Source organism: Microbacterium lemovicicum (assembly GCF_003991875.1).
Lineage (GTDB): Bacteria > Actinomycetota > Actinomycetes > Actinomycetales > Microbacteriaceae > Microbacterium > Microbacterium lemovicicum.
On record NZ_CP031423.1, the window covers coordinates 782,506 to 807,450 of the forward strand.

The 24,945-nt window shown below is 70.9% G+C and carries 24 protein-coding genes; 13 read left to right on the forward strand and 11 right to left on the reverse strand.

Annotated features, from left to right (window positions below):
* Positions 1-31 precede the first annotated feature (31 nt).
* A complete protein-coding gene (locus CVS47_RS03595; RefSeq protein ID WP_127094859.1) occupies positions 32-235 on the forward strand; it encodes a hypothetical protein in 204 nt (67 codons plus the stop codon).
* A 259-nt stretch (positions 236-494) separates the two neighbouring features.
* Here the strand turns inward: CVS47_RS03595 and CVS47_RS03600 are convergent, their stop codons facing one another.
* Both CVS47_RS03600 and CVS47_RS03605 read right to left on the reverse strand, forming a co-directional pair.
* Positions 495-749 carry an acyl-CoA carboxylase subunit epsilon gene (locus tag CVS47_RS03600; RefSeq protein WP_127094860.1) on the reverse strand — a complete coding sequence of 85 codons (255 nt, stop codon included), beginning with the start codon at positions 747-749 and terminating at the stop codon, positions 495-497.
* Positions 746-2,362 carry an acyl-CoA carboxylase subunit beta gene (locus CVS47_RS03605; RefSeq protein WP_127094861.1) on the reverse strand — a complete coding sequence of 539 codons (1,617 nt, stop codon included), beginning with the start codon at positions 2,360-2,362 and terminating at the stop codon, positions 746-748. The genes CVS47_RS03600 and CVS47_RS03605 overlap by 4 nt, the downstream gene beginning before the upstream one ends.
* A 96-nt stretch (positions 2,363-2,458) precedes the next feature.
* Between CVS47_RS03605 and CVS47_RS03610 the strand changes: the two genes are divergently transcribed.
* From CVS47_RS03610 to CVS47_RS03640, 7 genes are all read left to right on the forward strand, one after another.
* Positions 2,459-3,253 (forward strand): biotin--[acetyl-CoA-carboxylase] ligase, encoded by a 795-nt coding sequence (locus tag CVS47_RS03610; protein ID WP_127094862.1) that lies wholly within the window; start codon positions 2,459-2,461, stop codon positions 3,251-3,253.
* A 93-nt stretch (positions 3,254-3,346) separates the two neighbouring features.
* Positions 3,347-3,907 carry a PH domain-containing protein gene (locus CVS47_RS03615; RefSeq protein ID WP_127094863.1) on the forward strand — a complete coding sequence of 187 codons (561 nt, stop codon included), beginning with the start codon at positions 3,347-3,349 and terminating at the stop codon, positions 3,905-3,907.
* Positions 3,908-3,991: 84 nt separating this feature from the next.
* Positions 3,992-5,128, forward strand: coding sequence for a 5-(carboxyamino)imidazole ribonucleotide synthase (locus CVS47_RS03620; RefSeq protein WP_127094864.1), 1,137 nt, complete (start codon positions 3,992-3,994; stop codon positions 5,126-5,128).
* A gap of 192 nt (positions 5,129-5,320) precedes the next feature.
* On the forward strand, positions 5,321-5,788 hold the full coding sequence (gene purE, locus CVS47_RS03625; protein ID WP_127097178.1) for a 5-(carboxyamino)imidazole ribonucleotide mutase: 468 nt from the start codon (positions 5,321-5,323) through the stop codon (positions 5,786-5,788).
* Complete coding sequence (locus CVS47_RS03630; RefSeq protein WP_378790970.1) at positions 5,785-7,263, forward strand: LCP family protein; 1,479 nt, start codon at positions 5,785-5,787, stop codon at positions 7,261-7,263. Before purE ends, CVS47_RS03630 begins: the two co-directional genes overlap by 4 nt.
* Before the next feature lie 3 nt (positions 7,264-7,266).
* Positions 7,267-8,391, forward strand: coding sequence for a glycosyltransferase (locus CVS47_RS03635; RefSeq protein WP_127094865.1), 1,125 nt, complete (start codon positions 7,267-7,269; stop codon positions 8,389-8,391).
* Positions 8,392-8,546: 155 nt separating this feature from the next.
* Complete coding sequence (locus CVS47_RS03640) at positions 8,547-10,499, forward strand: cell wall-binding repeat-containing protein (RefSeq protein WP_127094866.1); 1,953 nt, start codon at positions 8,547-8,549, stop codon at positions 10,497-10,499.
* A gap of 28 nt (positions 10,500-10,527) precedes the next feature.
* Here the strand turns inward: CVS47_RS03640 and CVS47_RS03645 are convergent, their stop codons facing one another.
* The 6 genes from CVS47_RS03645 to CVS47_RS03670 all read right to left on the reverse strand — a co-directional run bounded on the left by CVS47_RS03645 (position 10,528) and on the right by CVS47_RS03670 (position 16,081).
* On the reverse strand, positions 10,528-11,433 hold the full coding sequence (locus CVS47_RS03645; protein WP_127094867.1) for a glycosyltransferase family 2 protein: 906 nt from the start codon (positions 11,431-11,433) through the stop codon (positions 10,528-10,530).
* 64 nt (positions 11,434-11,497) lie between these two features.
* The gene (locus tag CVS47_RS03650) at positions 11,498-12,577 is read right to left on the reverse strand and encodes a glycosyltransferase family 2 protein (RefSeq protein ID WP_127094868.1); all 1,080 of its coding nucleotides are present in this window, start codon (positions 12,575-12,577) and stop codon (positions 11,498-11,500) included.
* Positions 12,570-13,316: an ABC transporter ATP-binding protein gene (locus CVS47_RS03655; RefSeq protein ID WP_127094869.1), complete on the reverse strand. Its 747-nt coding sequence runs from the start codon at positions 13,314-13,316 to the stop codon at positions 12,570-12,572. Before CVS47_RS03655 ends, CVS47_RS03650 begins: the two co-directional genes overlap by 8 nt.
* Complete coding sequence (locus CVS47_RS16885) at positions 13,300-14,166, reverse strand: ABC transporter permease (protein WP_127094870.1); 867 nt, start codon at positions 14,164-14,166, stop codon at positions 13,300-13,302. The genes CVS47_RS03655 and CVS47_RS16885 overlap by 17 nt, the downstream gene beginning before the upstream one ends.
* Before the next feature lie 87 nt (positions 14,167-14,253).
* Positions 14,254-15,165: a glycosyltransferase gene (locus tag CVS47_RS03665; protein WP_127094871.1), complete on the reverse strand. Its 912-nt coding sequence runs from the start codon at positions 15,163-15,165 to the stop codon at positions 14,254-14,256.
* Between the two features lie 49 nt (positions 15,166-15,214).
* Complete coding sequence (locus CVS47_RS03670; RefSeq protein WP_127094872.1) at positions 15,215-16,081, reverse strand: glycosyltransferase family 2 protein; 867 nt, start codon at positions 16,079-16,081, stop codon at positions 15,215-15,217.
* Between the two features lie 214 nt (positions 16,082-16,295).
* Between CVS47_RS03670 and CVS47_RS03675 the strand changes: the two genes are divergently transcribed.
* The 5 genes from CVS47_RS03675 to CVS47_RS03695 are packed head-to-tail and all read left to right on the forward strand — an operon-like array spanning position 16,296 to position 22,548.
* A complete protein-coding gene (locus tag CVS47_RS03675; RefSeq protein ID WP_127094873.1) occupies positions 16,296-18,269 on the forward strand; it encodes a DUF6541 family protein in 1,974 nt (657 codons plus the stop codon).
* Positions 18,266-19,159, forward strand: coding sequence for a glycosyltransferase family 2 protein (locus CVS47_RS03680; RefSeq protein WP_127094874.1), 894 nt, complete (start codon positions 18,266-18,268; stop codon positions 19,157-19,159). Before CVS47_RS03675 ends, CVS47_RS03680 begins: the two co-directional genes overlap by 4 nt.
* Before the next feature lie 38 nt (positions 19,160-19,197).
* Positions 19,198-20,334 (forward strand): NAD-dependent epimerase/dehydratase family protein, encoded by a 1,137-nt coding sequence (locus CVS47_RS03685; RefSeq protein WP_127094875.1) that lies wholly within the window; start codon positions 19,198-19,200, stop codon positions 20,332-20,334.
* Positions 20,331-21,431, forward strand: a complete 1,101-nt coding sequence (locus CVS47_RS03690; RefSeq protein ID WP_127094876.1) for an acyltransferase family protein — start codon at positions 20,331-20,333, stop codon at positions 21,429-21,431. The genes CVS47_RS03685 and CVS47_RS03690 overlap by 4 nt, the downstream gene beginning before the upstream one ends.
* A gap of 16 nt (positions 21,432-21,447) precedes the next feature.
* On the forward strand, positions 21,448-22,548 hold the full coding sequence (locus tag CVS47_RS03695; protein ID WP_127094877.1) for a glycosyltransferase family 4 protein: 1,101 nt from the start codon (positions 21,448-21,450) through the stop codon (positions 22,546-22,548).
* On the opposite strand, the gene CVS47_RS03700 is transcribed toward CVS47_RS03695, so the two are convergent.
* From CVS47_RS03700 to CVS47_RS03710, 3 genes are read right to left on the reverse strand one after another with little or no spacing between them, the layout of a single operon-like run.
* Positions 22,538-23,782: a hypothetical protein gene (locus CVS47_RS03700; protein WP_127094878.1), complete on the reverse strand. Its 1,245-nt coding sequence runs from the start codon at positions 23,780-23,782 to the stop codon at positions 22,538-22,540. The two genes, CVS47_RS03695 and CVS47_RS03700, sit on opposite strands and share 11 nt — an antisense overlap.
* A complete protein-coding gene (locus CVS47_RS03705) occupies positions 23,775-24,206 on the reverse strand; it encodes a DUF2304 domain-containing protein (RefSeq protein WP_127094879.1) in 432 nt (143 codons plus the stop codon). Before CVS47_RS03705 ends, CVS47_RS03700 begins: the two co-directional genes overlap by 8 nt.
* Complete coding sequence (locus CVS47_RS03710; protein ID WP_127094880.1) at positions 24,203-24,934, reverse strand: glycosyltransferase family 2 protein; 732 nt, start codon at positions 24,932-24,934, stop codon at positions 24,203-24,205. Before CVS47_RS03710 ends, CVS47_RS03705 begins: the two co-directional genes overlap by 4 nt.
* Positions 24,935-24,945: the final 11 nt, after the last annotated feature.

Genomic DNA, 24,945 nt, shown 5'->3' on the forward strand with positions numbered 1-24,945 from the left:
GTGCCGTATCGAGGATCGCTAGGTTTCCGTCATGGAGACTCGACCGCAGATGAGCCAGAGCCGCTACCTCGTCTACCTCACGTACGGGCTGGTGGTGTCCGTCGTCATGGTGGGCGTCGGGATCTGGGGCGTCGGCTGGAGCGCTGAGCCCATCCTGGGCTGGATCATGCTCGTTGCCGGCATCGCCATCACGGCGCTGTCGATCGTGCAGCTGCGGCACGCACGCACCCGCTAGACGCGACGCGCGTTCGCCTGCCACGGCCGAGCCGGGGAGCGGAGTCGGAGGAGGCGAGGGGCGGCGAAGCCGCCCGCCCCTCGCCTAGCGAACGGTTACCCGAAAACCGTCCGCACTGGCCAAGCCCGGGCCCGACTACCCTGCAGTCGAGCGGACCGGCCGAACGCCAGAGGCGTTCCAGCTCCATAAGTATGTGTCGGCGCCTCAGGGTGCGTCTGTAGGTATTTTGGGGGACACCGCCGAGGACGGCGGCGACGCGTCACCAGCCGCTGCGAGCCCATCCGACGTCGCGCCGCAGCGGGGCGCGCAGCCCGCGCTGCGAGGCGCGCCACGCGTCTCCGGACGCGGTGTCCGACGCCGTCGCGGCTGCGGCCTCCGTCGCGTAGGCCTCGCTCACGACCGCCACGAGTGCGGCGAGCTCCTCCGGCGACGGGCTGCCCCGCCGGACGTCGATCGACAGCGGCACGATCGCGTCGGCCGTGGCCGCAGCATCCGATCCGGTCTCCTCGGTCACAGGGGGATGTTCCCGTGCTTCTTGGGCGGCAGGCTGGCGCGCTTGCCGCGCAGCGCGCGCAGGGCCTTGGCGATCGACACGCGCGTCTGCGCCGGCTCGATGATGCCGTCCAGCTCGCCGCGCTCGGCCGCGAGGAACGGCGAGGCCACATCGTAGGTGTACTGATTCGCCAGGCGCGTGCGGACGGCCGCCACGTCTTCGCCGGCCTCTTCGGCCTTGCGGATCTCTCCGCGGTAGAGGATGTTCACCGCGCCCTGACCGCCCATGACGGCGATCTCGGCGGTCGGCCACGCGAGGTTGATGTCGGCGCCGAGCTGCTTGGACCCCATGACGATGTACGCGCCGCCGTAGGCCTTGCGCAGGATGACGGTGACCAGGGGCACCGTCGCCTCGGCATAGGCGTAGAGCAGCTTGGCGCCGCGGCGGATGACGCCCTCCCACTCCTGGTCGGTGCCCGGCAGGTAGCCCGGCACGTCGACGAGGGTGAGGATCGGCACCGAGAACGCGTCGCAGAACCGCACGAAGCGGCTGGCCTTCTCGCCCGCCTGGATGTTGAGCGTGCCGGCCATCTGCGACGGCTGGTTCGCGATGATGCCGACCGTCCGGCCCTCAACGCGGCCGAAGCCGATGACGATGTTCGGCGCGAAGAGCGGCTGCACCTCGAGGAAATCGCCCTGGTCGACGATGTGCGAGATGACCGTGTGGATGTCGTACGGCTGGTTCGGCGAATCCGGGATCAGCGTGTTCAGCGTGCGATCGGCGTCGGTGGTCTCGAACTCGAACGCCGACTCGTAGACCGGGAGCTCCGCCATGTTGTTGTCGGGGAGGAAGCCGACGAGGGTGCGCGCGTAGTCGAGCGCGTCCTCCTCGTCCTCCGCGAGGTAGTGCGCGACGCCGGAGCGGGTGTTGTGCGTGTAGGCGCCGCCCAGCTCCTCCATGCCGACGTCCTCGCCGGTGACCGTCTTGATGACATCGGGACCGGTGACGAACATCTGGCTGGTCTTGTCGACCATGATCACGAAGTCGGTGAGGGCGGGGGAGTACACGGCGCCGCCGGCGGCCGGTCCCATGATGATCGAGATCTGCGGGATGACGCCCGAGGCCTGCGTGTTCAGGCGGAAGATCTCGCCGTACTTGCCGAGCGCGACGACACCCTCCTGGATGCGGGCTCCGCCGGAGTCGAGGATGCCGATGCAGGGCATCCCGCCGCGGAGGGCGAACTCCATCACCTTGATGATCTTGTCGCCGGCGACCTCGCCGAGCGACCCGCCGAAGGTCGAGAAGTCCTGCGAGTAGACCGCCACGGTCCGCCCGTGGATGGTGCCGACGCCCGTGACGACCGAGTCGCCGTAAGGGCGGGAGCGGTCCATGCCGAAGGCGGTGGTGCGGTGGCGCACGTACTCGTCGAGCTCGACGAAGCTGCCGGGGTCGACGAGCTGGACGATGCGTTCGCGCGCCGTGCCCTTGCCCTTCGCGTGCTGCTTGGCCTGAGCGCTCTCCTCGGCGCGCACGACGGCGTCGGCGTAGCGCTCCCTGAGGTCGGCGATCTTTCCGGCGGTGGTGAAGAGGTCGGGCTGATCGGTCACGGATTCCACCCTAGCGAGCAGGCCCATGAGCCGGTTGGAGAGTGCGCACAAGCGGCCGCGGCATCCACTGTGCGATGCATTCATCGGATGCCGCCTCCACCGGTCTCGCCATAGGGTGTGGGCATGCCGATCCCCTCCGAGGGGTACCCCCTCGCAGCCGCCGTCAGCCCCCGCGTCCAGGTCACCGAGCGCACCGACTCCACCAATGCCGACGTGGTCGCAGCCATCACGGCCGACGCCGACCTCTGGCCGCATCTCTCGCTGCTGCTGACCCGCGATCAGCGCGCCGGCCGGGGCCGCCTGGACCGCAGCTGGACCGCTCCCCCCGAGACCGCGCTCGCCGTCTCGGTCGTGGTGCGCGTCGACGCCCTGCCCGTCGCCGCCCGAGGGTGGATCCCGCTGATCGCCGGAGCCGCGATGACCCGCGCGGTCGCCGCCCAGCTGCGCGGCACCGGCCACTCCGCCGGCCTCAAGTGGCCGAACGACGTGCTGCTGGACGGTGCCAAGGTGAGCGGCATCCTGGCCGAGGCGGTTAACGCTCACCCTGACATCGTCGTCATCGGCTCCGGTGTGAACACGACGATGACGGCGGTCGACCTGCCGGTCGAAACGGCGACCTCCTTCGCCGCGGTCGGCGTGGACGTCGACGAGGACCGCCTCCTGGCGGACTACCTCGGTGCCCTCGACGAACAGCTCTCGGCTCTCGCCGCCGCAGGAGGGGATGCCGCGGCATCCGGAGTCCACGCGGAGATCTCGACGCTCTGCACGACCGTCGGGTCGGACGTGCGCGTCGCGCTGCCGGACGGCTCGTCGCTCGAGGGGCGCGCCGTGCGCATCGACGCCGACGGACGCCTCGTCGTCGACGTGGACGGAGACGAAACGGCTGTCGCCGCGGGCGACGTCGTCCACGTGCGCTGAGACCGGCCGCGCCCCGACGCGCGCGGCCACTGTTCGCGTCCTTCCATGGCGTGGCCAACCGGCCTGCTCGACGCCCGGCCCCATGATGGAGGGGTGACTCAGCCGACGCCGTATGCGGGGCGTCCACAGATGCCCGCGCCGGGAGCGCCGACCCCGGAGCTGCGCATCGCGCGCTTCCGCCGCCACGCCCGCCGGCTGTTCTGGTGCGCGATCGTCCTGATCGCCGTGGCGGGGGCGGTCGGCTACTTCCTCGGCAATCTCCCCGACCCGTTCGAGGACTGGATGCTGCTGGCGGCGGCGGGCCTCGTCGTGCTGCTGCTGGTCGTGCTGCCGTTCCTGTCGTGGGCCGGTCACACCTTCACCGTCACGACCCGCCGGGTCATCGAGCGCTCGGGGATCTTCGGGCGCCACTCGCGCGAGCTGTCCCACGTGCGGGGGTACAGCATCCAGGAGCGCCGCGGCATCGGTCAGCGCCTGTGGGGCGCCGGCACGCTCACCCTCTCGAACGGCGTGGACGTGCCCATGCGCCTCGCCGACATCCCCAGCGTGCAGCTCGTGCACGAGGTGCTCGCCGACCAGGTCGAGGTCAACCAGATCCTGGCGCACCGCGATTCGCAGGCCTACCCCGGTCCGCCGCCCCCACTGCCCTCCTGACCTGTCGGTCGTCGATCGGACGCCGACGCGTCGCGCGTCGAGCGGGCGTTGCGGGAGGATGGGGGAGTCGGAAGGAACCCCATCATGACCCTGCGTATCGGAGTCGTCGGAGGCGGGCAGCTGGCCCGCATGATGATCGCCCCCGCCGTCGAGCTCGGCGTCGATCTGCGCGTGCTCGCCGAGGACGAGGGGATGTCGGCCGCCCTGGCGGCCACGGCCGTCGGCGATTATCGTGACGCGGACGTCGTGCTGGCCTTCGCGCGTGACGTCGACGTGATCACGTTCGACCACGAGCACGTGCCGCAGGACGTGCTGACCGCGCTCGTCGATGCCGGGGTCGCCGTGCGCCCCGGCCCGTCGGCGCTGCGCCACGCGCAGGACAAGATCGTCATGCGCACCCGCCTGGCCGAGCTCGGGATGCCGCAGCCGGACTGGGCGGCCGTGTCGGACGCGGTCCAGCTGCAGCAGTTCCTCGACGATCACGGCGGGCGCGCAGTCGTCAAGACGCCGCGCGGCGGCTACGACGGCAAGGGCGTGCGGGTCGTGTCGCTGGCGACCGAGGCCGACGACTGGTTCGCCGCGCTCGCCGAGGACGGGCACGGCGGGGAGCTTCTCGTGGAGGAGCTCGTCGACTTCCGCCGCGAGCTCGCGCAGCAGGTCGCCCGGCGGCCGTCCGGTGAGGTGCGCACATATCCGGTGGTCGAGACGGTGCAGCGCGACGGCGTGTGCGCAGAGGTCATCGCCCCCGCGCCCCGCGCCGGGGAGCGTCTGACCGCGGTGACGGCCGCCCTCGGCGTCGCGATCGCCGAGGGACTCGGAGTCGAGGGGATGCTGGCGGTCGAGCTCTTCGAGACGACCGACGATCGCGTGCTGGTGAACGAGCTGGCGATGCGCCCGCACAACAGCGGCCACTGGTCGCAGGACGGCGCGGTCACCGGCCAGTTCGAGCAGCACCTGCGGGCCGTCCTCGACCTGCCCCTGGGCGACACGTCGCCGCGGGCGCCGTGGTCGGCGATGGTGAACATCCTCGGCGGACCGACGTCGGGGACCCTGGAGGACCGCTTCGCCGCCGCGATGGACGACTGCCCCGAGGTGAAGATCCACACCTACGGCAAGGCGCCGCGCCCCGGCCGCAAGGTGGGTCACGTGAACGCGACGGGCGACGATCTCGACGACGTCGTCTACCGCGCCCGCGCCGCCGCGTCGTTCTTCCAGGACTGACCCGGCGTTCCGGCTCGCCACACCCCGCTCGGCGAGCGGGGTGCGGCGATTCCGACTCGCCGCGCTCGCTCGACGAGCGGGTGCGCGCCGTTGCGGGGTTCTTCCAGCGACCCGGCTTAGCCTTGCCGGGTGACTGCGCCCGAGAACGATCAGCCGCTGCACGCCTCCGACTCGCCTCTGGTCGGCGTCGTCATGGGCTCCGACTCGGACTGGCGTGTCATGAGCGATGCCTCGCAGGTCCTCACGGATTTCGGCATCCCGCACGAGGTGGAGGTCGTCTCGGCGCACCGCACGCCCGACAAGCTGATCCGGTACGGTCGCGAGGCCCGGGGCCGCGGCATCCGCACCGTCATCGCCGGCGCCGGCGGAGCCGCTCACCTTCCGGGGATGCTCGCGTCCGTCACAGCCCTCCCCGTCATCGGCGTGCCCGTACAGCTCGCGACGCTCGACGGCCTGGACTCGCTGCTCAGCATCGTGCAGATGCCCGCCGGCATCCCGGTCGCCACCGTCTCCATCAACGGCGCGAAGAACGCCGGACTCCTCGCCGTGCGGATCCTCGCCGCCTCCGACTCCTCCCTCGCCGACCGGGTCGAGGCGTACGCCGCCGACCTCGAGGCGCAGGTCGAGCAGAAGAACGCCCGCCTCAAGGAGTCCCTGTGAGCGTCACCCACCCGCCGCTGTCGTCCGCGCCGCGCGTGGCCACCACGTCCTCCTCATTCCTCGAGGAGCGCCCCCTGCGCTATCCCGACGCGTCCTCGCGCGCCGTGATGACGCGCCGCGGCTGGTGGCTGATCCTCCTCAACTTCCTGCTGCCGGGCTCGGCGCAGGTGCTCGCCGGCAACCGCCGCCTCGGCCGCTTCGGTCTCGGTGCGACGCTGGCGATGTGGATCATCCTCATCCTCGGCGGCGTCACGATGATGCTCTGGCCGGCGGTCGGCGTCAGCGTCGCGGTCGGCGCGTGGATCCCCGACTGGCTCGCCTGGTTCCGCTGGCTGCCGCTCACGATCGTGCAGGCGGCGCTCATCGGCTATGCGGTGCTGTGGGGCTTCCTCACGATCGACACCCTCCGCCTCGTCCGTCTCATCCGCACGGGATCCCTCGCGCGATTCGGCATCGCCGTCGTCTCGGTGCTGCTGCTCGTCGGCGCCTCCAGCGGTGCGGCGTACGCCGCGAGCCTCGCCGGTGCGGTGCGGGACTCGTTCGCCGATCTCTTCGGAGCGTCCGCTCCCGTGGTGCCGCCCTCGGAGGGCTACTACAACATCCTCATGCTGGGCGCCGACAGCGGCGAGGGCCGTGACTCGATGCGGTACGACAGCATCTCCGTCGTATCCATCAACGCGACCACGGGCGCCGTGACCATCACGGGCATCCCGCGCGACATGCCGGGCTTCCCCTTCGCCCCCGGTCCGATGCAGGACCAGTACCCCGACGGCCACCAGGGTCACGCGGACGCCCGCTGCGGGTGGGGCAGCGGCATCAACCAGCTGCGCACCGAGGTGGAGGTCTGCCAGGACGGCACCACGCTCTACCCGGAGGCGAAGGCCAACGGCTCCACCCCCGCCATCGAGGCGACCAAGGATGCCGCGGAGGGCATCCTCGGCATCCAGATCCCCTACTACGTCTTCATCGACATGCACGGCTTCGCTGCGCTCGTCGATGCGCTCGGCGGCGTCGACGTGACCGTCGAGCAGCGTCTGCCGGAAGGCGGCGGTCCGTCCTACCCCGGCGAGCCGGCGGAGGACTGGGCGTCCGGCTGGATCGAGCCGGGGGCGCAGCACATGGACGGCGACACCGCGCAGTGGTACGCGCGATCCCGGTACACGACCGACGACTTCGACCGCATGAAGCGACAGCGTCAGCTGCAGCAGGCGATACTCGCGCAGTTCACCCCGCAGAACGTCCTCGCTCGCTTCCAGGACGTCGCGGCCGCGGGCACCGCCATCGTCGAGACCGATCTGCCCCAGGGTCTCATCGCCCCGACGCTCGTCGACCTCGCGCTGAAGGCGAAGTCGCAGCCCGTCACGACGGTCGAGCTGAGCCCGCCGCTGGTCGATGAGTACGAACCGGACTTCGCGTTCATCCAGCAGCACATGCAGCAGACCCTGCACCCGCCGACGCCCGCTCCGGGGGGCTGACGCGTGGTGGCGACACTGCGCGTGGTGCTCGACCAGGTCGCCGCGCCCACCGAGCCGACGCTCGAGGAGGCCTCCCGCGAGCTCGCGAAGGCCCTCGTGTCGGCCGCACCGGCAGGCTGCGAGGTCGCGGCCATCGTGCCGTCGGGCCCCGATCGGGATGCCGCGGCCACCGCCGTGCCCGGACTCGCCTCCGTCCGCATGCTGCCTCTCCCACGCCGCGAGCTGGTCGGGGCCTGGCAGCTCGGCGTGGCGTCGGGCGTCGGCGGCGGGATGATCCACTCACCGTCCCTCCTCGCGCCCCTGGTGAAGCACGACCGCGTGCACGACAACGACCAGACCGTCGTGACGCTGTGGGACCTGCGCGCCTGGGAAGCGCCGTCGGAGTTGCCGCGCGGGCTGACCGCCTGGCACCGCGGAATGCTGAAGCGCGCGGTCAAGCACGCGGATGCCGTCGTGGTGCCGACGCACGCGGCCGCGCTGCGGCTGGCGGAGGCCGCGCCGCTCGGCGACCGCATCCGCGTCATCGCGGGGGCCGCGCCGTCGGGCTTCGCGGTGCCGACCGACGAGGTGGGCCGCCGACGCCACCTCGGGCTGCCGGACGGCTACGTCCTCGTGTCGGGGGGAGCCGCAGCATCCGACGCCCTCGACGTGGCGTTCGGCGCGGTCGCCCGGGCCGGGATGGACCTGCCCGTCGTCGTGATCGACGCTCCGGACGGGGAGGAGTCGGCGCTTGTCGAGCTCGCTTCCGCGGCCGGCATCCCGGAGCGCCAGGTGCACGTGCACGGCGCTCTCGAACCGGCAGACCGCGGGGCCGTGTTCGGCGGGGCGCTGGCGCTGCTGGCGACGTCGCGGCGCACCGTGTTCCCGTGGCGCGTGCTCGAGGCGTTCGCGGTCGGGGTGCCGGTGGTCGCGGCCGACTCCCCGGTGCTCCGCGAGATCGTCGTCGACGGCGGCGTCCTGGCGGGCGGCGGAGACGATGACGCCGATGCGCTCGGCGCGGCGCTGGCGGACACCCTGGGCTCGGCGGCACGCGTCGAGACGCAGTCCGTGCTGGCCGCGGACCGTGGTCGCTCCTTCTCGTGGCGGGAAGCCGCCGACCGGGTGTGGCAGCTGCACGCCGACCTCTGAGCGCCCGGAGGGCGCCCGTCACGGCGGGTGCCCGGCATCAGCGCTGGTAATCTTCGATCAGCCAGCGGCTCCTCTCACGGCGTCATCGTCGTACCCCCTCGGTCGAACCGCACGGCGCAGACATCGGGGAGAACACCTTGCGCGCAACAGGCCGCTTGACCGCCACCATCTCCATCCTCGCCGCGGCCGGGATGGTGCTCATCTCCGGACCGGCATCCGCCGCCACCGTGCCGGCGGTGCCGGCGGCCACGGTGCCGGCGGCCACGGTGCCGGCGGCCGCTGGGGACAGCGTGTCGCGGCTGGCGGGCGCGGATCGGTTCGAGACGTCGGCGAAGGTGAGCGCGGCGTCGTTCGCGCCGGGTGTGCCGGTGGCGTATGTGGCGACGGGGTACAACTTCCCGGATGCGCTGTCGGCGTCGGCCGCGGCGGCGAAGCTGGGCGGTCCCGTGCTCTTGACGGCACCTGACTTCCTGCCCGGAACCGTCCGCACGGAGCTGGTACGGCTCAAAGCGGGAAAGATCGTGGTGCTGGGCAGGACCGGGGCGGTGACCGACGCCGTGCTCTCGCAGCTGGGATCACTGACCTCGGGCTCGGTGTCGCGACTGGCCGGCGCGGATCGGTTCGAGACCTCGGCGATGGTGAGCGCGGCGGCGTTCGCGCCCGGCGTGCCCGTGGCCTACGTGGCGACGGGCCGCAACTTCCCGGATGCGCTGTCGGCGTCGGCCGCTGCGGGCAAGCAAGGTGGCCCGGTGCTGCTGACGGAGCCGGATTCCCTCCCGTCGTCGGTGCGCGCGGAGTTGGCGCGGGTGAAGCCGGGCAAGATCGTCGTGCTCGGTCAGGCGGGTGCGGTGTCGGAGACGGTGCGCTCGCAGCTGGCGTCCCTGACGTCGGGGTCGGTGTCGCGGCTGGCCGGTGCGGACCGGTTCGAGACCTCGGCCAAGGTGAGCGCGGCGGCCTTCGCGCCGGGTGTGCCGGTGGCCTACGTCTCGACGGGCTACAACTTCCCGGATGCGCTGTCGGCGTCGGCCGCGGCGGCGAAGCTGGGCGGGCCCGTCCTGCTCACGGCGCCGGGTTCTCTGCCGGGGTCGGTGCGTGCCGAGTTGACGCGGCTGAAGCCGGGAAAGATCGTGGTGCTCGGTCGGGCCGATGTGGTCTCCGACGCGGTGCGCATCCAGCTGGGGGCCATCGGAGTCACGCCGAGCGCCGGCGACGGCGACGGGCACTTCACGATCGCGACCTACCCCGACACCCAGCAGGAGGTGTTCGACTGGGCCGGAACGCGCTTCATCGACCGGTCGAAGTGGCTGGTGGCTCAGCGCAAGGCGCTCGACCTGCGCTTCGTCATCCACACCGGCGACGTCGTGAACTGGGACACCGACGCGCACGAGCAGTACGTCGTCGCACGTGCGGCGATGCAGCCGCTGAACGACGCAGGCATCCCGTATCAGCTCAGCATCGGCAACCACGACACGCTGGCGACCGGGCCGGGCGGAGGTGCACGGGACAGCAAGCTCACCCGCCAGTACCAGCGCACGACGACGACCTTCAACTCCTATTGGAAGCCGACGGATTACAGCGCGCTCGCGGGCCAGTTCGAGCCGGGCAAGGTCGACAACACCTACTCGTCGTTCACGGCCGAGGGCGCGGACTGGCTGGTGATCAACCTCGAGCTGTGGCCCCGCGTCGACGCCGTCGCGTGGGCGGCGAAGGTGATCGAGGCGCATCCCGTCAGCAACGTCATCATCCAGACCCACTCCTTCCTCGACGCCTCGGGCAACATCTACGGTGCCGGGCAGAGCGTCACTCGCTGGTCCTATGGCGATTCGTCACCGCAGTACGTCTATGACAAGCTCGTCGCGCCGTACGGCAACGTGAAGATCGTCACGAGCGGCCACACCGGGTCGGCCACGTCGAAGGTCATCACGACCGCGGCGGGCAACAACGTCGCCTTCGTGCTGCAGGCGCTCCACTCGAACGACGACAATCCCGTGCGGCTGTCGGACATCGACGTGAATGCCGGGACCATCGGCACGCAGGTCTACGCCCCGGAGAGCGGCCGGACCTGGGACGTGCACACTCTGACCGGGCTCAGCTTCCTGCACGGCTGAGGCGTTCGGCCGCGGTCGGCCTTCGCGCTCAGCGCGCGGAGGCCGCCTGCGCGACGATCTTCGCGATGTCCTCAGCGGAGTAGGTCGCGGCGATCTGCTGGTCGTTGCCGCCTCCGGTGAGGTTGTCGTACCAGAGCGCCACCTCCTGCGTCTCGTCGATCAGCGGAAAGGTGCGGCTCACGCCGTCGATCAGCCGGATCCTCACCCCGTGGTGGACGGCGGTGTAGTGGATCCACACGTCGTCGGCGGCTGCCGCCGTCTCGCGGAAGTCGCGCCCGCGCTGCTGGAGGATCTTCAGGAAGGCGGGGGAGTGGATGATGCCGGAGACCGCGGTCGGGAAGGTGAGGAACGACGGCTCTGCCCGCTCGCTGAACTCCCACGTGGCGTAGGGAGCGAGCTTCTCTCCGGTCACCTCGATCTCGCGAGCCCGGTAGCAGACGACCTGGTCGGGTGTGCGCTCGTGCTCCGACACGAGCCGCTCCAGCCACCAACGGGGATAGATGGTGTCGTCGTCGGCGGTCACGAGCGGGTGCGCGATCGCGGCCGTGCTCTCCAGATACGGGTAGTACTTCGTGTGCGGGCCGAAGTTCTCGGCGAGACGGATCTCGAGTCCCCGTCGGCGCAGGCGCCGCAGGGCGGCCGGCGGCTTGGCGAACGTCGCGGGCTCGTCGAGCCACAGGATCAGGCGCGACGGCCGGAGGCTGCCGCGCGCGATCGACTCGATGGCGAGGTGGCTCCACGCGGTGCGCATGCCGTAGGTCGTCAGCGAGACGACCGGCCCGGAGCCGCCGCCGATGCGCGAGAGCAGCACCCGGTTCAGGACCGACAGGCGCAGGGGACCGGGCAGATCGACACGGGATGCCGCGGTGCGGGCTTTCCGGTACGCCCCGCGGACGCGATCCCGTCCGCGGGCGGCGATGCGACGGACGCCCATCACGCGAGCGGGGCCGAGACGGTGCGAGCGCCCGGAGCGAGGCGGGAGGCCGCGGCATCCGTCGTCATCGGTCTCCGTCCCCCCGGCGACGCAGTCCGCGTACCCACTGCTTACGGCGCCACACGAATCCGCGGATGCGCGCGTCCATGGTGCGGTCGAGATGGGCGCGGAGCTCGCCGATCGTGGCCTCGAGCGCGTCGATGCGGGCGTCCGACTGCTCCCGGCTGATGCGCTGCTCCTCGGCGACGCCGTCGAGCCCCTCGCGCACGGTGCGGTCGATCGACTGCACGGCGTCGGAGATCTCGCCGCGGATCTTGCGGTGCCGCTTCTCGGTCACCCGGGAGAGGTAGAGGGGGAGTCCGGTGCCGTACTGGTCGACGAAGGCGCGGAGCGCCTCGTCGCGGTGCCGGCCGTCGGCGATCCAGTGGTCGCGGGGGGCGGCGAACACGCTGTTGCCGAGTACGCCGCGCTCCTCCAGCCGCTGGTTCCAGTACGCCAGCACCCGGTCGCTCGCATACGGCACGGGGCCGAGCTGGAGGATCTGCAGGTTGAACGCCCAGTCGGCCGCTGCGGGGAGGCTTGCGTCGTAGAGCCCCAGCCGGTCGTGCAGCGACCGGCGGTAGAGGAAGGAGATGGGCACGAAGCGGTTGAAGTCGAGGAGGTCCGACAGGAGCACCTCGGGGTTGTGCTCCTCCAGCAGGTAGCCGCCCGTGCGGACGGCCGTGTCGCCCTCCCACCGCTCGTGCACGACCTCGGTGCGCACGAGCGCCGCGTGGTCGTCGGGGTGCGCCTGCAGGTAGGCGACCGTCTCGGTGAGGAAGTCCGGATGCCACGAGTCGTCGTCATCGTGCAGCGTCAGCAGCGGCGCGGTGCTGGCTGAGACCCCCGCGTTCGCGGCGGGCCACCGGCCCGTGGCGGAGGGGTTGTGGATGACGGAGGTGCGGTCGCGGAGGGTCGCCGGCTGCGCGGCGAGGACCTGCTCCACGGCCTGCGGGTCGCCGCCGTCGTTGACGATGACGACCTCGTAGTCGCCGAACGTCTGCGCGGAGATGCTCCCGAGCGCACGCGACAGGAAGAGCGGGCGGTCCTTCGTCCGGACGACGACCGCGACGAGGGGAGCGGGGGCAGCCGCATCCTCACCCACGACGCAGCACCTCGACGCCGTCGGCGCTCGGACCGTCGAAGACGATCTTGCCCTGGCGGAGCACGATGGCCCGCTCGCACAGGTTCGAGACCATGTCGAGGTCGTGGCTCACCACGACGAGCGTCTTGTTCTGCGCGTGCAGCTCGCGGATGCGGGCGAGGCACTTCTTCTGGAAAGGCTCGTCGCCGACGGAGAGGATCTCGTCGATGAGGAGGATGTCGACCTCGGTGTGGATGGCGACCGAGAAGGCCAGCCGCAGGAACATGCCCGAGGAGTAGTGCTTCACCTCGGTGTCGATGAACTGCTCGATCTCGCTGAAGGCGACGATGTCGTCGAATCGGTCGGCGCTCTCCTTGCGGCTCATGCCGAGGATCGCGGCATTCAGGTAGATGTTCTCGCGGCCGGAGAGGTCGGGGTGGAAGCCGGCGCCGACCTCGATGAGGCCCGCGACGCGGCCGCGGGTGAGCACCTTGCCGCGGTCGGCGGTCAGGACCCCGGAGATCATCTTGAGCATCGTGGACTTGCCCGAGCCGTTGAGCCCGAGGAGGGCGACGGCCTCACCCTCGCCGATGGTGAAGGACACCCCGTCGAGCGCGTGGAAGTCGGTGGTCAGCGGCTTGCGGCGGACAGCGGCGAGCGCGGTCTCCTTGATGGAGTGGGTGTGACGCAGCTTGAAGTCCTTGTGGACGTCATCCGCGAGGATGCGCGGCAGCGTGTCACGGTCAGAGGTCCTGGGCAAAGCGCCCCTCCAAGCGACGGAAGACGGCCTGGCCGATGAAGAGGATGACCAGTGAGACGGCGAGACCGATGCCGGCGAACGCCCAGAGATTCGGGATGGTCTGACCATCCGAGGGGTTCAGCGGCATCCACAGGCCGAAGTGGAAGAGCTCCACAGCGGCGGTCAGCGGGTTGAGGCGGTAGAGCGTGAAGAGGAAGCCCGGCACCTTCTCGGCGACCATCTCCCACTGGTACATGACGGGGGAGGCCCACACCGCGCACATCGTGATGATCTCGACGAACGACTGCGCGTCGCGGAAGGTGACGTTGATCGCGCCGAAGAGGAGCCCGAGCCCGGTGGCGAGCACCGCGATGATGAGCAGCGACAGCAGGATCGCGGCGATGCTGAGCACGGACGGCGTCCACCCGAAGAACAGGGCGATGACGATCACGACGAGGATCTGCGGGACGGCGTTCACCGCCGCGATGAACATGCTCGAGACGGGGAACATCTCGCGCGGCAGGTAGATCTTCTTGATGAGGGCCGCATTGTCCACCAGCGAGCGCGTGCCGTTGGAGAAGGCCTCGTTGAAGAACGTGATGATCGTGATGCCGGCCAGCAGGTAGATCGGGAAGAACTCGACCCGCTGGTTCATGCCGAGGAAGTAGCCGATCGCGACGTAGAAGACCACGAACTGCACGAGCGGCTTGACGTAGGACCACATCCAGCCGAGGACCGATCCGCGATAGCGGATCTGCACCTCCTTGCGGACGATCAGAGAGAGCAGGTACCGACGGCCGAAGACGTCGAAGAGCCCCCGGCTGTGGCCGGGCTCGTGAAGCACATCGGCTTCGCTCGACGCAGTGCGCATGGAACCCCTTCGGGCGCTGTCCTGTCCGCCCCGATCAGGGCAGAACTACTGTAGGTCTCTCGGTGCGGGTGTCCGGGTCACGGCGCACTAGGCGGCGACGGCGGTCCTCGTGACGGATTCGGGCTTCGGGTCGAATCGGATGGCGGCGAGCAGGCGGCCGGTGATGCGCCGGCGCAGACGCAAGGCCACGCGGCCGCGGTGCATCAGGAGCTGCGCGCGCACGAAGAACCGCACGTAGGACAGCACGGACTCGTGGTGCAGGTGGTACGACCCCTCGTTGCGGGCGCCGTAGGCGAACTTCCAGATGTTCTGGTCGTCGATCTTGGAGAAGTCGCCGGAGAGGTTGTTCGGGGTGTCGTGCATGACCTTGCTGTCGAGGATGCACACGCCCGGTCCGATGCCGTTGCCGGCCATGCGGGCGTAGGCCGCGTCGTCGAACCAGATGAAGTACTCGCGCAGCGGGAGGCCGATGCGCTCGACGGTCTCGCGGGTGTAGAGCGCGGAGACGAAGGAGCAGGTCTGCACCAGGACCGCCCGCTGGCCGAGCGCCCACAGGCGGGCCCACTTCCAGTCGGGAGCGGCGATGTTCATCTCGGCGAGCTCGTCGTGGTCGAAGTAGACCAGGGAGCACGCGAAGGGAACGCCGCCGGGCATCGCCGCGTTCGCCGCCGCGTGACCGCGGACCAGCTCGTCGAGCGCCGCAGGCTCGGGGTAGCAGTCGTCGTCCATCAGCCAGAACAGGTCGGCGCCCAGGTCGTAGGCGCGCTTCATCCCGGTGGCGAAGCCGCCGGCGCCGCCGGTATTCTCCTCGAGGCGCGTGACGTCCAGCGTCGGGTCGACCTCGGCGGCGAGGAACTCCTTCGTGCCGTCGGTCGAGGCGTTGTCGACCACGACGATCCACTCGGGAGGCGTCGTCTGCGCACGCAGACGGGACAGGACCGTCTTCAGCTTCTCGAGACGATTGAAGGTGACGACGACCGCGGCGACGCGCTGTGACACGAGACGGACCTCTTTCGGGGCGGGAGGGCTGACGAGGGGCGACGCGTCGTCAGGAACGACGGCGACCGATCCGGAGGCGGCTGGTGACGCGGTGGACGGCCCGGCGCACGGTCTGCTGCAGGGAGTAGTGGCGCGCCGTCTCCTCGATGTACTTCGAAAGGTACAGGAGGCCGCCGATGCCGTTCTTGTCGATGTACTCCTGCAGGAGCCGGTCGCGGACCATGCGGTCGAACTGCATGTGGTCGAGGCTCTCGCCGAAGACGCTGTTCGAGCTCGCGCCGGTGGCGTGCGGGCGCTGATGCCAGTAGGCCAGCGGCTCCTCGCCGACGAAGATCACCCGCCCATGACGGACGAGGCGGAGGTTGAACTCCCAGTCGCCGACCGCCTTGAGCGCGGGGTCGTACCACCCGATCTCGTCGTAGACGCGGCGACGCACCACAAGGGCGATCGGCACGACGCGGTTGGTCTGCAGGAGGTCGTACATCGAGACCATCTCGCCCGGCGGCACGAAGGGCGCCCGGCCGATCTCGATCGCCTTGTCTCCGACGATCTTCTCGAACACGATCTCGGTGCGGGCGGCGGCGCCGACGGCCTCCGGGTCCGCGTCGAGCGCGCGGGTCATGACGGACAGGAAGTCGCGGTCCCAGGTGTCGTCGTCATCGTGCACGACGACGTACTCGCCGTGGGCCTGCTGCGCACCGAGGTTGGCGGCGGCCTCCATCGATCCGGAGCCGCCCTCGACGTGGATGACCTCGACGCGGCCGGCCATGGCGGTGCGGCGCGCCGAGACCAGCTCGTCGACGGGGGCGACCCGGCCACCGTCGTTGACGATGATCAGTCGCCAGTCGGTGAGGGACTGTGCCAGCACGTCATCCAGGGCCCGTCGCAGCAGCTGCGGACGGTCCTTCGTTCGCATGACGATGCTCACTCGTTCGCGGGGTTCAGACACTCGACGCAACCTCAGGGGTGGGAACTCACAGCCGTCGCCGGTGGGCGGGCATGACGGCTCAGTCTATCCGCTCGCCCTCGCCGAACCTGAGTGTCCTCACCGGGGCCGCCACAGCGCCGCCGGTAGACTCTGCCGTCGGCCGCCGTCGATGCGGTCCCCCCATTCAGGAGAGCACTCACCCATGACCTGGCTGCCCCTCGTCGGAGCGGCCGCGGCCACTGCCGCGGTCATCCTCCTGCCCGGTCTGGTACTGGCGCTCATCCTCGGACTGCGGGGACTCTGGGCCTGGGCCATGGCCGGTCCGTTCGGGGTCACCGTGGTGGTCCTCGCCTCGCTCGCCGCTCCCTTCGCCGGCCTCCCCTGGGGGCTCCTGCCCGTGGGCATCGTCTTCGCGGCCATCGCCGTCGGCCTCGCCGTCGCGCGTGCCGCCACGGGCGGCTTTCGCCGTCGTGACGACTCCGATCCCGCGTCCGGCAGCCCCCGCGGTGCGCGGTGGTGGGCGGTGCCGGTCGGCCTCGTGATCGCCGCCGTCGTGCTGGGCGTCCAGCTCGTGCGCGTGGTGCAGGATCCGGGCAACATCTCGCAGACGTTCGACAACATCTTCCATCTCAACGCGATCCGCTACGCGCTGGAGACCGCCAACGCCTCTCCGCTGCACCTGGGCAGCATGACCTCCGAGAACGGCGGGGTGTGGTTCTATCCCTCCGCATGGCACGCCGTCGCGTCGCTCGTGGTCCAGCTGACCGGTGCCGCCATCCCGGTCGCCAGCACCGCCCTCGCCTTCGTCGTGGCCCTCGTGCTGTGGCCGGCCGGGGCCCTGCTGCTCACGCGCACCGTGTTCGGGTCGAACGCCGCCCTCCTCGTGTCGGCGGGCGTCCTCTCGGCCGCCCTGCCCGCCCTGCCCCTGCTGCCCATGGACTACGGGGTGCTGTATCCGTACGCCTTCGGGCTGTCGCTGGCTCCCGCCACGATCGCGGCCACCGTCGTGCTGCTCCGGCTGCCGGCCGTCCGCGACAGCCGCCCCGCGTGGGTGTGGGTCGTGGCCGTCGTCGGCGCGCTGCCCGGCGTGACCATCGCGCACCCCGGGGCGTTCATGGCGTGGCTCGTGATCGCCTCGCTCGCGGTCCTGGTCGCCTTCGTCCTGTTCCTCCGCACGCGCCCGGGCCGGCGCCGCGTCGTGGCAGCCTCGGCCGGGTTCGCCGTCTACGTCCTCGTCGCCTTCGTGGCCTGGCGGGTGCTGCGGCCCCCGCTGGACGCGCGCACCTGGCTCCCGACGGTCACCCTCGGCCAGGGCATCGGCGAGGCCGTGACGCTCTCCTACTGGTCGGGTGCCATCCCGATCGTCGTGGTCGCCGCCCTGGTGGTCGGTGTCGTCGTCGCCGTCCGCCGGCGGACCCGCATCGACGTGTGGATGCTGGCGGCGCTGGCCGCGACATCCATCCTCTACATCGCCGCCATCTCGCTGCCCTGGCTGCAGCTGCGCGATCTGCTCACGGCGGCCTGGTACAACAACGCGCCGCGCCTGGCGTCCATCGTCCCGATCATCATCGTGCCGCTGGCCGCGCTCGGTGCCGCCGCCGTCTGGAACGCGTGGCGTCGCCGCTCCCTGGAGCGCGAGCGCGGGTCGTCGGGCTCCGGCTTCACGGTCGCCGTGGCGGTCGGCGCGGTGCTCGCGCTCGTGGTCGCCACGCAGCTGGGCGCCATGCAGCAGGCCGTGCGCGAGGCGGCGAGCGGCTACTCCCTCACGCCGGACTCGCCGCTCGTGTCCACCGACGAGATGGCGCTCCTGCGTCGTCTCCCCGACGAGGTGCCGCAGGACGCGGTCATCGCCGGCAGCCCGTGGACCGGAGCCGGCGTCGCCTACGCCATCAGCGGGCGCGAGGTCCTCATGCCCCACACCTTGATGGACATCGACGACGAGACCGAGCTCATCAACGACGAGCTGGATGACGCTGCCACCCGGCCCGACGTCTGCACTGCGATCCTCGACAAGAACGTGGAGTACGTGCTCGACTTCGGCGACCGCGAGGTGCACGGCGCCGTGCACCCGTTCCCCGGTCTCGACGACCTGGCGACCTCCAGCGCCGTCGAGGCCATCGACCGCGAGGGCGACGCCGTCCTCTACAAAGTGATCGCGTGCGGATTGGACCGATGAGCACCATCGACATCGTCGTGCCCTTCTGGGGCGACCCCGGCCTCCTGTTCGAGACCGTCGCCTCCGTGCAGGCGCAGCGCGACACCGACTGGCGCCTCGTCGTGATCGACGACTGCTACCCGGACGACTCCGTCCCGGCCTTCTTCGCGGCGCTCGACGACCCGCGGATCACTTACGTCCGCAACGAGGTGAACCTGGGCATCACGGAGAACTACCGCGAGGCGATCCGTCTCGCGCGCTCGGAATTCATGACGATCCTCGGATGCGACGACCTGCTGCACCCCGGATACCTCGAAGTGATCCGCCGCACGATCGCCGCCGTGCCCGACGCGGACGTCATCCAGCCCGGCGTCCAGGTCATCGACGAGCGCGGCACGGTCATCCGGCCGCTCGTCGACCGCGTGAAACAGGGACTCCTCGCGCCGCGCGGCGGCAGCGGCATCGCCGTCCTGCGCGGACAGGCCATGGCCACGAGCCTCATCCGCGGCGACTGGCTGTACTGGCCGTCACTGACATTCCGCGTCGAGACGCTCCGCCGCATCGACTTCCGCGAAGGCCTGCCCATCATCCAGGACCTCGCGCTGCTGATGGACATCGCCTTCGAAGGCGGCACGCTCGCATACAACCCGACGCTCGCCTTCTCCTACCGTCGGCACGGCGGAAGCGCCTCGCAGAAGACCCTGCTCGACGGCCGGCGCTTCCGCGACGAGCGCACCTACTACCGTCAGGCGCGCGGCCTGGCCGAGGCCCAGGGGTGGTCGGCGACCTCCCGCACCGCCCGCGTGCGCCTCATGTCGCGCCTGCACGGCATCGCCGAGCTCCCGGGCGTCCTCCGGCGCGGCACGGGCGCCGGGATACAATCGACCGTCGCGCACATCCTCGCGCTCTGAGTCGCGGGGAGCGCCGCCGCACCACCGTCAGGAGAGCCATGCCCGATCACGTCCTCATCACCGGCGGCGCCGGCTTCATCGGAACGCGCCTCGCGAAGCGGTTCGTCGAGTCGGGCCGCACCGTGACGGTGCTGGACGCGCTGATCCCGCAGGTGCACGGCGACGACCCCGCGACCACCTCGCCGCTGCTCCGGTCCCTCGACGGCGTGGCCGAGGTCATCCACGGCACGGTCACGTCCTCCGATGACCTCGGCAGGGCGCTCGACCGGGCCACGATCGTCGTCCACCTCGCCGCGGAGACCGGCACCGGCCAGTCGATGTACGAGATCGACCGGTACGTCGAGGCCAACGTCGGCGGCACCGCCAAGCTGCTGGACATCCTCGCCAACAGCGAGCACACCGTCTCTCGCATGGTCATCGCCTCTTCGCGCTCCATCTACGGCGAGGGCGCCTACCGCACGGCCGACGGACGCATCGTCTATCCGCCCCACCGCGCCGACGCCGACATGGCGGCGGGCGACTTCGACGTGCACCTCGCGGGGGAGGGGGCCATCGAGGTCATCCCCACCGACGAGCGCGCGACGCTGCATCCGTCCTCGGTCTACGGCATCACCAAGCAGATGCAGGAGTCGCTCATCATGACCGTCGGCCCGACCATCGGGGTCGAGCCGGTCGCGCTGCGCTACCAGAACGTCTACGGACCCGGGCAGTCGCTCAAGAACCCCTACACCGGCATCCTCTCGATCTTCTCGACCCTCATCCGCCAGGGCAAGGAGATCAACATCTTCGAGGACGGGCTGGAGAGCCGCGACTTCGTCTATATCGACGACGTCGTGGAGGCGACCTTCCTCGCCGCCACGGAGCCGGCTGCCGCGGGTGGCGTCTTCAACGTCGGCTCCGGCGTCGCGACCACCGTGCACGACGTCGTGGCCGCCCTGTTCGCCGCGTTCGGCACCACCGTCCCGACGCGGGTGTCGGGCAACTACCGGCTGGGCGACATCCGCCACAACATCGCCGACACGACCGCGCTGCGCGAGAAGCTCGGCTTCACGCCGGCGGTGTCGTTCTCCGAGGGCGTCTCCGCGTTCGTGGACTGGGTGCGCACCGAGCCGGTCGAGGGCGACAGCTACCAGCGCTCCCTCGACGAGATGGCCTCGCGGAACCTGCTGAAGTGAGCGCGGCCACCGCGCTGCGCGGAACGCCGTACCCGTATCGGCGCAACAGCCTCAACCTCTTCCGGCTGATCCTGGCCGCGATGGTGCTGTTCGCGCACGCGTTCTACATCGCCGGAGCCGGCGACGGACCGCACCTCCACGGCGAGAACCTGGGCGGCTGGGCGGTCGCGGGCTTCTTCGTGCTCTCCGGCTTCCTCATCACGCGGAGCCGGCTGCGGACGAAGCCCGGCGACTACCTGCTGCACCGCATCGCCCGCATCTTCCCGGGCTTCGTCGTCTGCCTGCTGGTCATCGCCTTCGTCTTCGCGCCGATCGCCGCGCTCATCGAGCACGGCACCCTCGCGGGCTTCCTCAGCACGCCCGTGACGCCGCTGCAGTACGTGTGGGGCAACATCACTCTCTACATCGACCACTACGACATCGGCACGACGCTGCAGTCGGTGCCGTATCCGGGCGCGTGGAACGGCTCGCTGTGGACGCTCTTCTACGAGTTCTGCTGCTACATCATCGTCTGGCTCCTGGGCGGCCTCGCCGTCTACCGGCGCTCACCCTGGCTCGCGGCCGTCGCGTTCCTCGCCGGGCTCGCCGTGTGGATCGGCATCGACCTCGCACAGCGCTGGGGCCTGGACGAGAGCTTCTTCCTGCTGGCCAAGCTCGCCCCCTTCTTCCTCGGCGGCGCGTTCGTGTACTTCATCGTCGAGCGGGCGGGCATCAACCGCTGGGTGGCGATCGGATGCCTCGTCGTCGCCGTCGCGCTCATCTTCCTCGTGCCGCGCTGGGGCGGACAGGCATCCGCCCCGTTCCTCGCCTACGGGCTGCTGTGGCTGTCGGCCGTCATCCGGCAGCCCGCGTGGATCGCGCGCAACGACGTCTCGTACGGCTTCTACATCTACGCGTGGCCGGTGCAGCAGCTCGTCGTGCTCATCGGCGGACTGGCGCTCGGATTCCCCGTCTACATCGTCGTCACCATCGTCGTCACCTTCGCCCTGGCGTGGCTCAGCTGGGTCGGCATCGAACGCCGGGCGATGCGGTGGGTCAGGCCCGCGGCATCCACCGGCTCTCCCGAGAGCGTGCCCGGCGACATCCAGCGCGCCTGACGTAGGCTGGCTGACCGTGCCCCGCGTGCTCGTCGACCTGCTGTCCTACTCCGGAACCAAAGGGGGGATGGAGACCTACACCCGGGAGCTCTACCGCTCCCTCGGAGGCCTCGACGACGACTACGAGTACATCGGCTACCTCAGCAAGGAGGGGGCGCAGCTCGACCGCTCCTGGTTCCCCGGCCGCATCATCGAGTCCGGCATCAGCGGCGAGAACCGATTCCAGTGGGCCTGGGGCGAGCTGACGCAGGTCGCGAAGGCCGCGGCGGCCGAGAACGCCGACCTCGTGCACGCGCCCGCCACGCTCGGACCCCGCAGGACGAGGATGCCGACCGTCGTGACGATGCACGACATGCTCTACTGGTCGCACCCCGAGTACATGTCCACGCCGCTGTACACCGCCCCGGTGAAGTGGATGGAGAAGGTCGCTGCCCGCAACGCCGCCCGCATCGTCACGATCAGCCCGACGTCCGCCGACGAGATCGTCCGCTTCCTCGGCGTCGAGCGCGACCGGCTCGACGTCGTGCCGCTCGCCGGCAGCGCGCCGCTGAACGTCGACAGATCGTGCGCGGGGGAGAACGGCCCGATGATCCTCGCGATGGGCAACCGGCGGCCGCACAAGAACTGGGCCGCGCTCATCCGGGCGATCGCCCTGCTTCCGGCGGACGACCGGCCGCGCGTCGTGATCACCGGAGGCCGGGGCGAGGACCCGCTGCAGGCGGACGTCGAGAGCACCGGCATGCAGGCGTGGGTGGAGCTGCGCGGATGGGTCGACGACGACGAGGTGCGCGAGCTCTACTCGACCGCATCGGCGCTGGCCATCCCGTCGCTGGCGGAAGGATTCTCCCTGCCGACCCTCGAGGCGATGGGCGCCGGCGTGCCCGTCCTCCTCAGCGACATCGACGTGCACCGCTACGTGGGCGGCTCGGCCGCGCGATACTTCGACCCGCGCGACGACCGGTCGGTGGCCGACGCGATCGCCGCCGTGACGACGGATGCCGCGCTCCGCGACCGCCTGAGCGCGGAGGGCCGGGCGCGCGCGGCCGAGTTCACGTGGGAGCGCACGGCGCGCGAGACCCGCGCCTCCTTCGACGCCGCGCTCGGGCTCAGGCGCTGAGACTCACGCGGGGCCGCAGGAGCCCCGTCGCGTGCACGACGACTCCCACGACGGGTCCGGCGAGCAGCGCCGTGAGCACGCGCGGCAGCTCCGGAACGGGCAGGAACAGGCTCGCCACGGTCACGGCCGACGCGGCGATCCAGCTCGCGAGATAGAGCCGGTGACGACCGCCGGCGAGTGCCGCGGGGCCGGTGATGCACAGCAGCCCGGTGAGCCCGGCGCTGGCGACGATCGCCGCGTACGCGGGGGCGGGCAGCTCGTACCGTCCGCCGTACAGCAGCGACACGACCCACGGCCCGACCACGACGGCCAGGGCGGAGAGCACGACGGTCGCGCCGAGGAGACCCGAGCCCCACACCAGCACCCGTCGTCTCACCTGCTCGGCGGCGTCGCGGAACGTGACCACGAGATAGCTCTGCAGGGCGAGGAGCGGGATGACCAGCGGCGCGCGCGTGAGGGTGATCACGAGGATGAGTGACGCCAGGAGCGCCGCGTCGTCGCGCGCCGAGGTGACGCCGAGCAGGAAGGGCAGTCCCGAGATCATGATCCCGGTCGCGATCGCGGCGCCCACGGTGTGCAGGCTGTGCCGCAGCAGCGTCGGCAGATCGGCGTCGAGGGCGAGCCGGGAGCGGATGCCGCGCCCGGCGATCAGCCAGATGAGGAGCGCCGCCAGGGAGAACGGCACGGCGACGGCCCAGCCGATGGCGATGAGCCCCGCGCCCAGGAGCACGGCGGCGCCGACGGTGAGGAGGCGCACGCCGGCGTCGGCCACCGTCATCCCGGCCACGCCGCGCCAGTCCTTGACGCCGTAGAGCGCTCCGCTGATGGCCGCGACGAACGCATAGCCGACTGCGGCGACCGCCAGCGCCGCGACCAGGGGGACGGTGTCGGCGCCGAAGACGTCGGGCGCCCACAGCATGGCCGTCGCCGCCACGACCACGGCCGCGATCGCCGCGTAGATCACCGCGAAACGCGCGAGCACGCCCCATCCGCCGCCCTGCGCGGTGGAGCGGGAGGCGCGCGTCGCCTCCTGCTGGATGCCGGACAGGCCCGACACGACGAGGTAGACGATCGACCAGAAGACGCTGAAGACGACGTACTGCGCCTGGTCGACGAAGGCCGGGACCGCGGCCTGGATGATGTAGCCGATGCCGCCGGCGACCGCGGTCGCGCCGAGGATGTACGCGAGGCCCCCGCCGGAGCGCTCGGGCGCCGCGGCGGAGTTCTCAGACAACGGGCGGCTCGCTGCGGCCGATCGGAGCCGCGTCGGCGACGCCCTCGGCGGGGCGTCGGAGCGCGGGGGAGTCCAGCTCGTCCACGCGGGCGGTCAGATGCTCCAGCTGCGTGCGGAGGATCGTCACCTCCTCCGCGGTGCGGCGGATCTCCTCCTCGGCCTGCGACAGCTCCCACGACAGGTGCAGGGCGACGCCGAGAAGCAGAACGATCGCGATGGCGAAGAGCAGGTTGGCCGGCAGCTCCACCCCGACGACGCGGGTGAGTCCCTGCAGGAGCTGGGGGAAGATGCCGAGCACGAGCACGCCGACGCCGATGACCAGCCAGAGAGCGGCGTACTTCTCGCGGAGGCGCCGCGTCAGCAGCATCGCGATGACGACGACGATGAGGACGAGTGAGAGGGCGATGCCCAGGAAGACGATCATGCCGGTCCCCGTTCCCGGCCGGTGGGCCGTCGCATGATGGCGAGGCTGAGGGCGAACGCCGAGCGCAGCAGGTAGACCGTGGAGCCCCAGGCGCCCTGGCTCGGACGCCCGAACGCGCGCGGACGCATCGCGACGGGCACCTGCGTGACGGTCAGACCGGTGTGGCAGGCCGCGACGAGGGAGTCCAGGGTGTCGCCGAGGTACTCGGCCGGGTAGTAGCGGACGTACTGGGCGATGGCGCGGGGTCCGGCGGCGCGGAAGCCGCTCGTGACGTCGGTGAGCCTGGTCTTGGCCACCCGCGAGACGATCGCGGCGAGGAGCTTCATCGCCCACTTCCGCGGGCCGCGCACCTGATAGTCCCCGACGTCGCTGAAGCGGGCGCCGATGGAGATGTCGGCCGTCTCGAGTCCCGCGAGCACGCGGTCGATGTCGGCCGGATTGTGCTGGCCGTCTGCGTCGACCTGGATGGCGCGGCCGTATCCCATGCGCTGGGCATAGGTGAACCCCGTGCGCATGGCGCCGCCGACGCCGAGGTTGAAGGGGAGGGACAGCACGATGGCCCCGGCCGCGCGGGCCACGGTGGCCGTGGCATCCATCGATCCGTCATCGACGACCGCGACGTCGTAGCCCCGTCCGGTGCCCAGGATCTCGCGCACCGTGGTGCCGACGTTCTGCTCCTCGTTCCATGCGGGGACGATGACGAGCACGGAGTCGGCGGGACGGGTCATGGTGCTCACAG

Excerpts from the sequence above, each read along its gene's own strand:
- CVS47_RS03595 (WP_127094859.1), top strand. The coding sequence starts at position 32 with ATGGAGACTCGACCGCAGATGAGCCAGAGCCGCTACCTCGTCTACCTC.
- CVS47_RS03605 (WP_127094861.1), bottom strand. The coding sequence starts at position 2,362 with ATGGGCCTGCTCGCTAGGGTGGAATCCGTGACCGATCAGCCCGACCTC.
- CVS47_RS03610 (WP_127094862.1), top strand. The coding sequence starts at position 2,459 with ATGCCGATCCCCTCCGAGGGGTACCCCCTCGCAGCCGCCGTCAGCCCC.
- CVS47_RS03620 (WP_127094864.1), top strand. The coding sequence starts at position 3,992 with ATGACCCTGCGTATCGGAGTCGTCGGAGGCGGGCAGCTGGCCCGCATG.
- purE (WP_127097178.1), top strand. The coding sequence starts at position 5,321 with ATGGGCTCCGACTCGGACTGGCGTGTCATGAGCGATGCCTCGCAGGTC.
- CVS47_RS03645 (WP_127094867.1), bottom strand. The coding sequence starts at position 11,433 with ATGGGCGTCCGTCGCATCGCCGCCCGCGGACGGGATCGCGTCCGCGGG.
- CVS47_RS16885 (WP_127094870.1), bottom strand. The coding sequence starts at position 14,166 with ATGCGCACTGCGTCGAGCGAAGCCGATGTGCTTCACGAGCCCGGCCAC.
- CVS47_RS03670 (WP_127094872.1), bottom strand. The coding sequence starts at position 16,081 with ATGCGAACGAAGGACCGTCCGCAGCTGCTGCGACGGGCCCTGGATGAC.
- CVS47_RS03675 (WP_127094873.1), top strand. The coding sequence starts at position 16,296 with ATGACCTGGCTGCCCCTCGTCGGAGCGGCCGCGGCCACTGCCGCGGTC.
- CVS47_RS03680 (WP_127094874.1), top strand. The coding sequence starts at position 18,266 with ATGAGCACCATCGACATCGTCGTGCCCTTCTGGGGCGACCCCGGCCTC.
- CVS47_RS03685 (WP_127094875.1), top strand. The coding sequence starts at position 19,198 with ATGCCCGATCACGTCCTCATCACCGGCGGCGCCGGCTTCATCGGAACG.
- CVS47_RS03705 (WP_127094879.1), bottom strand. The coding sequence starts at position 24,206 with ATGATCGTCTTCCTGGGCATCGCCCTCTCACTCGTCCTCATCGTCGTC.
- CVS47_RS03710 (WP_127094880.1), bottom strand. The coding sequence starts at position 24,934 with ATGACCCGTCCCGCCGACTCCGTGCTCGTCATCGTCCCCGCATGGAAC.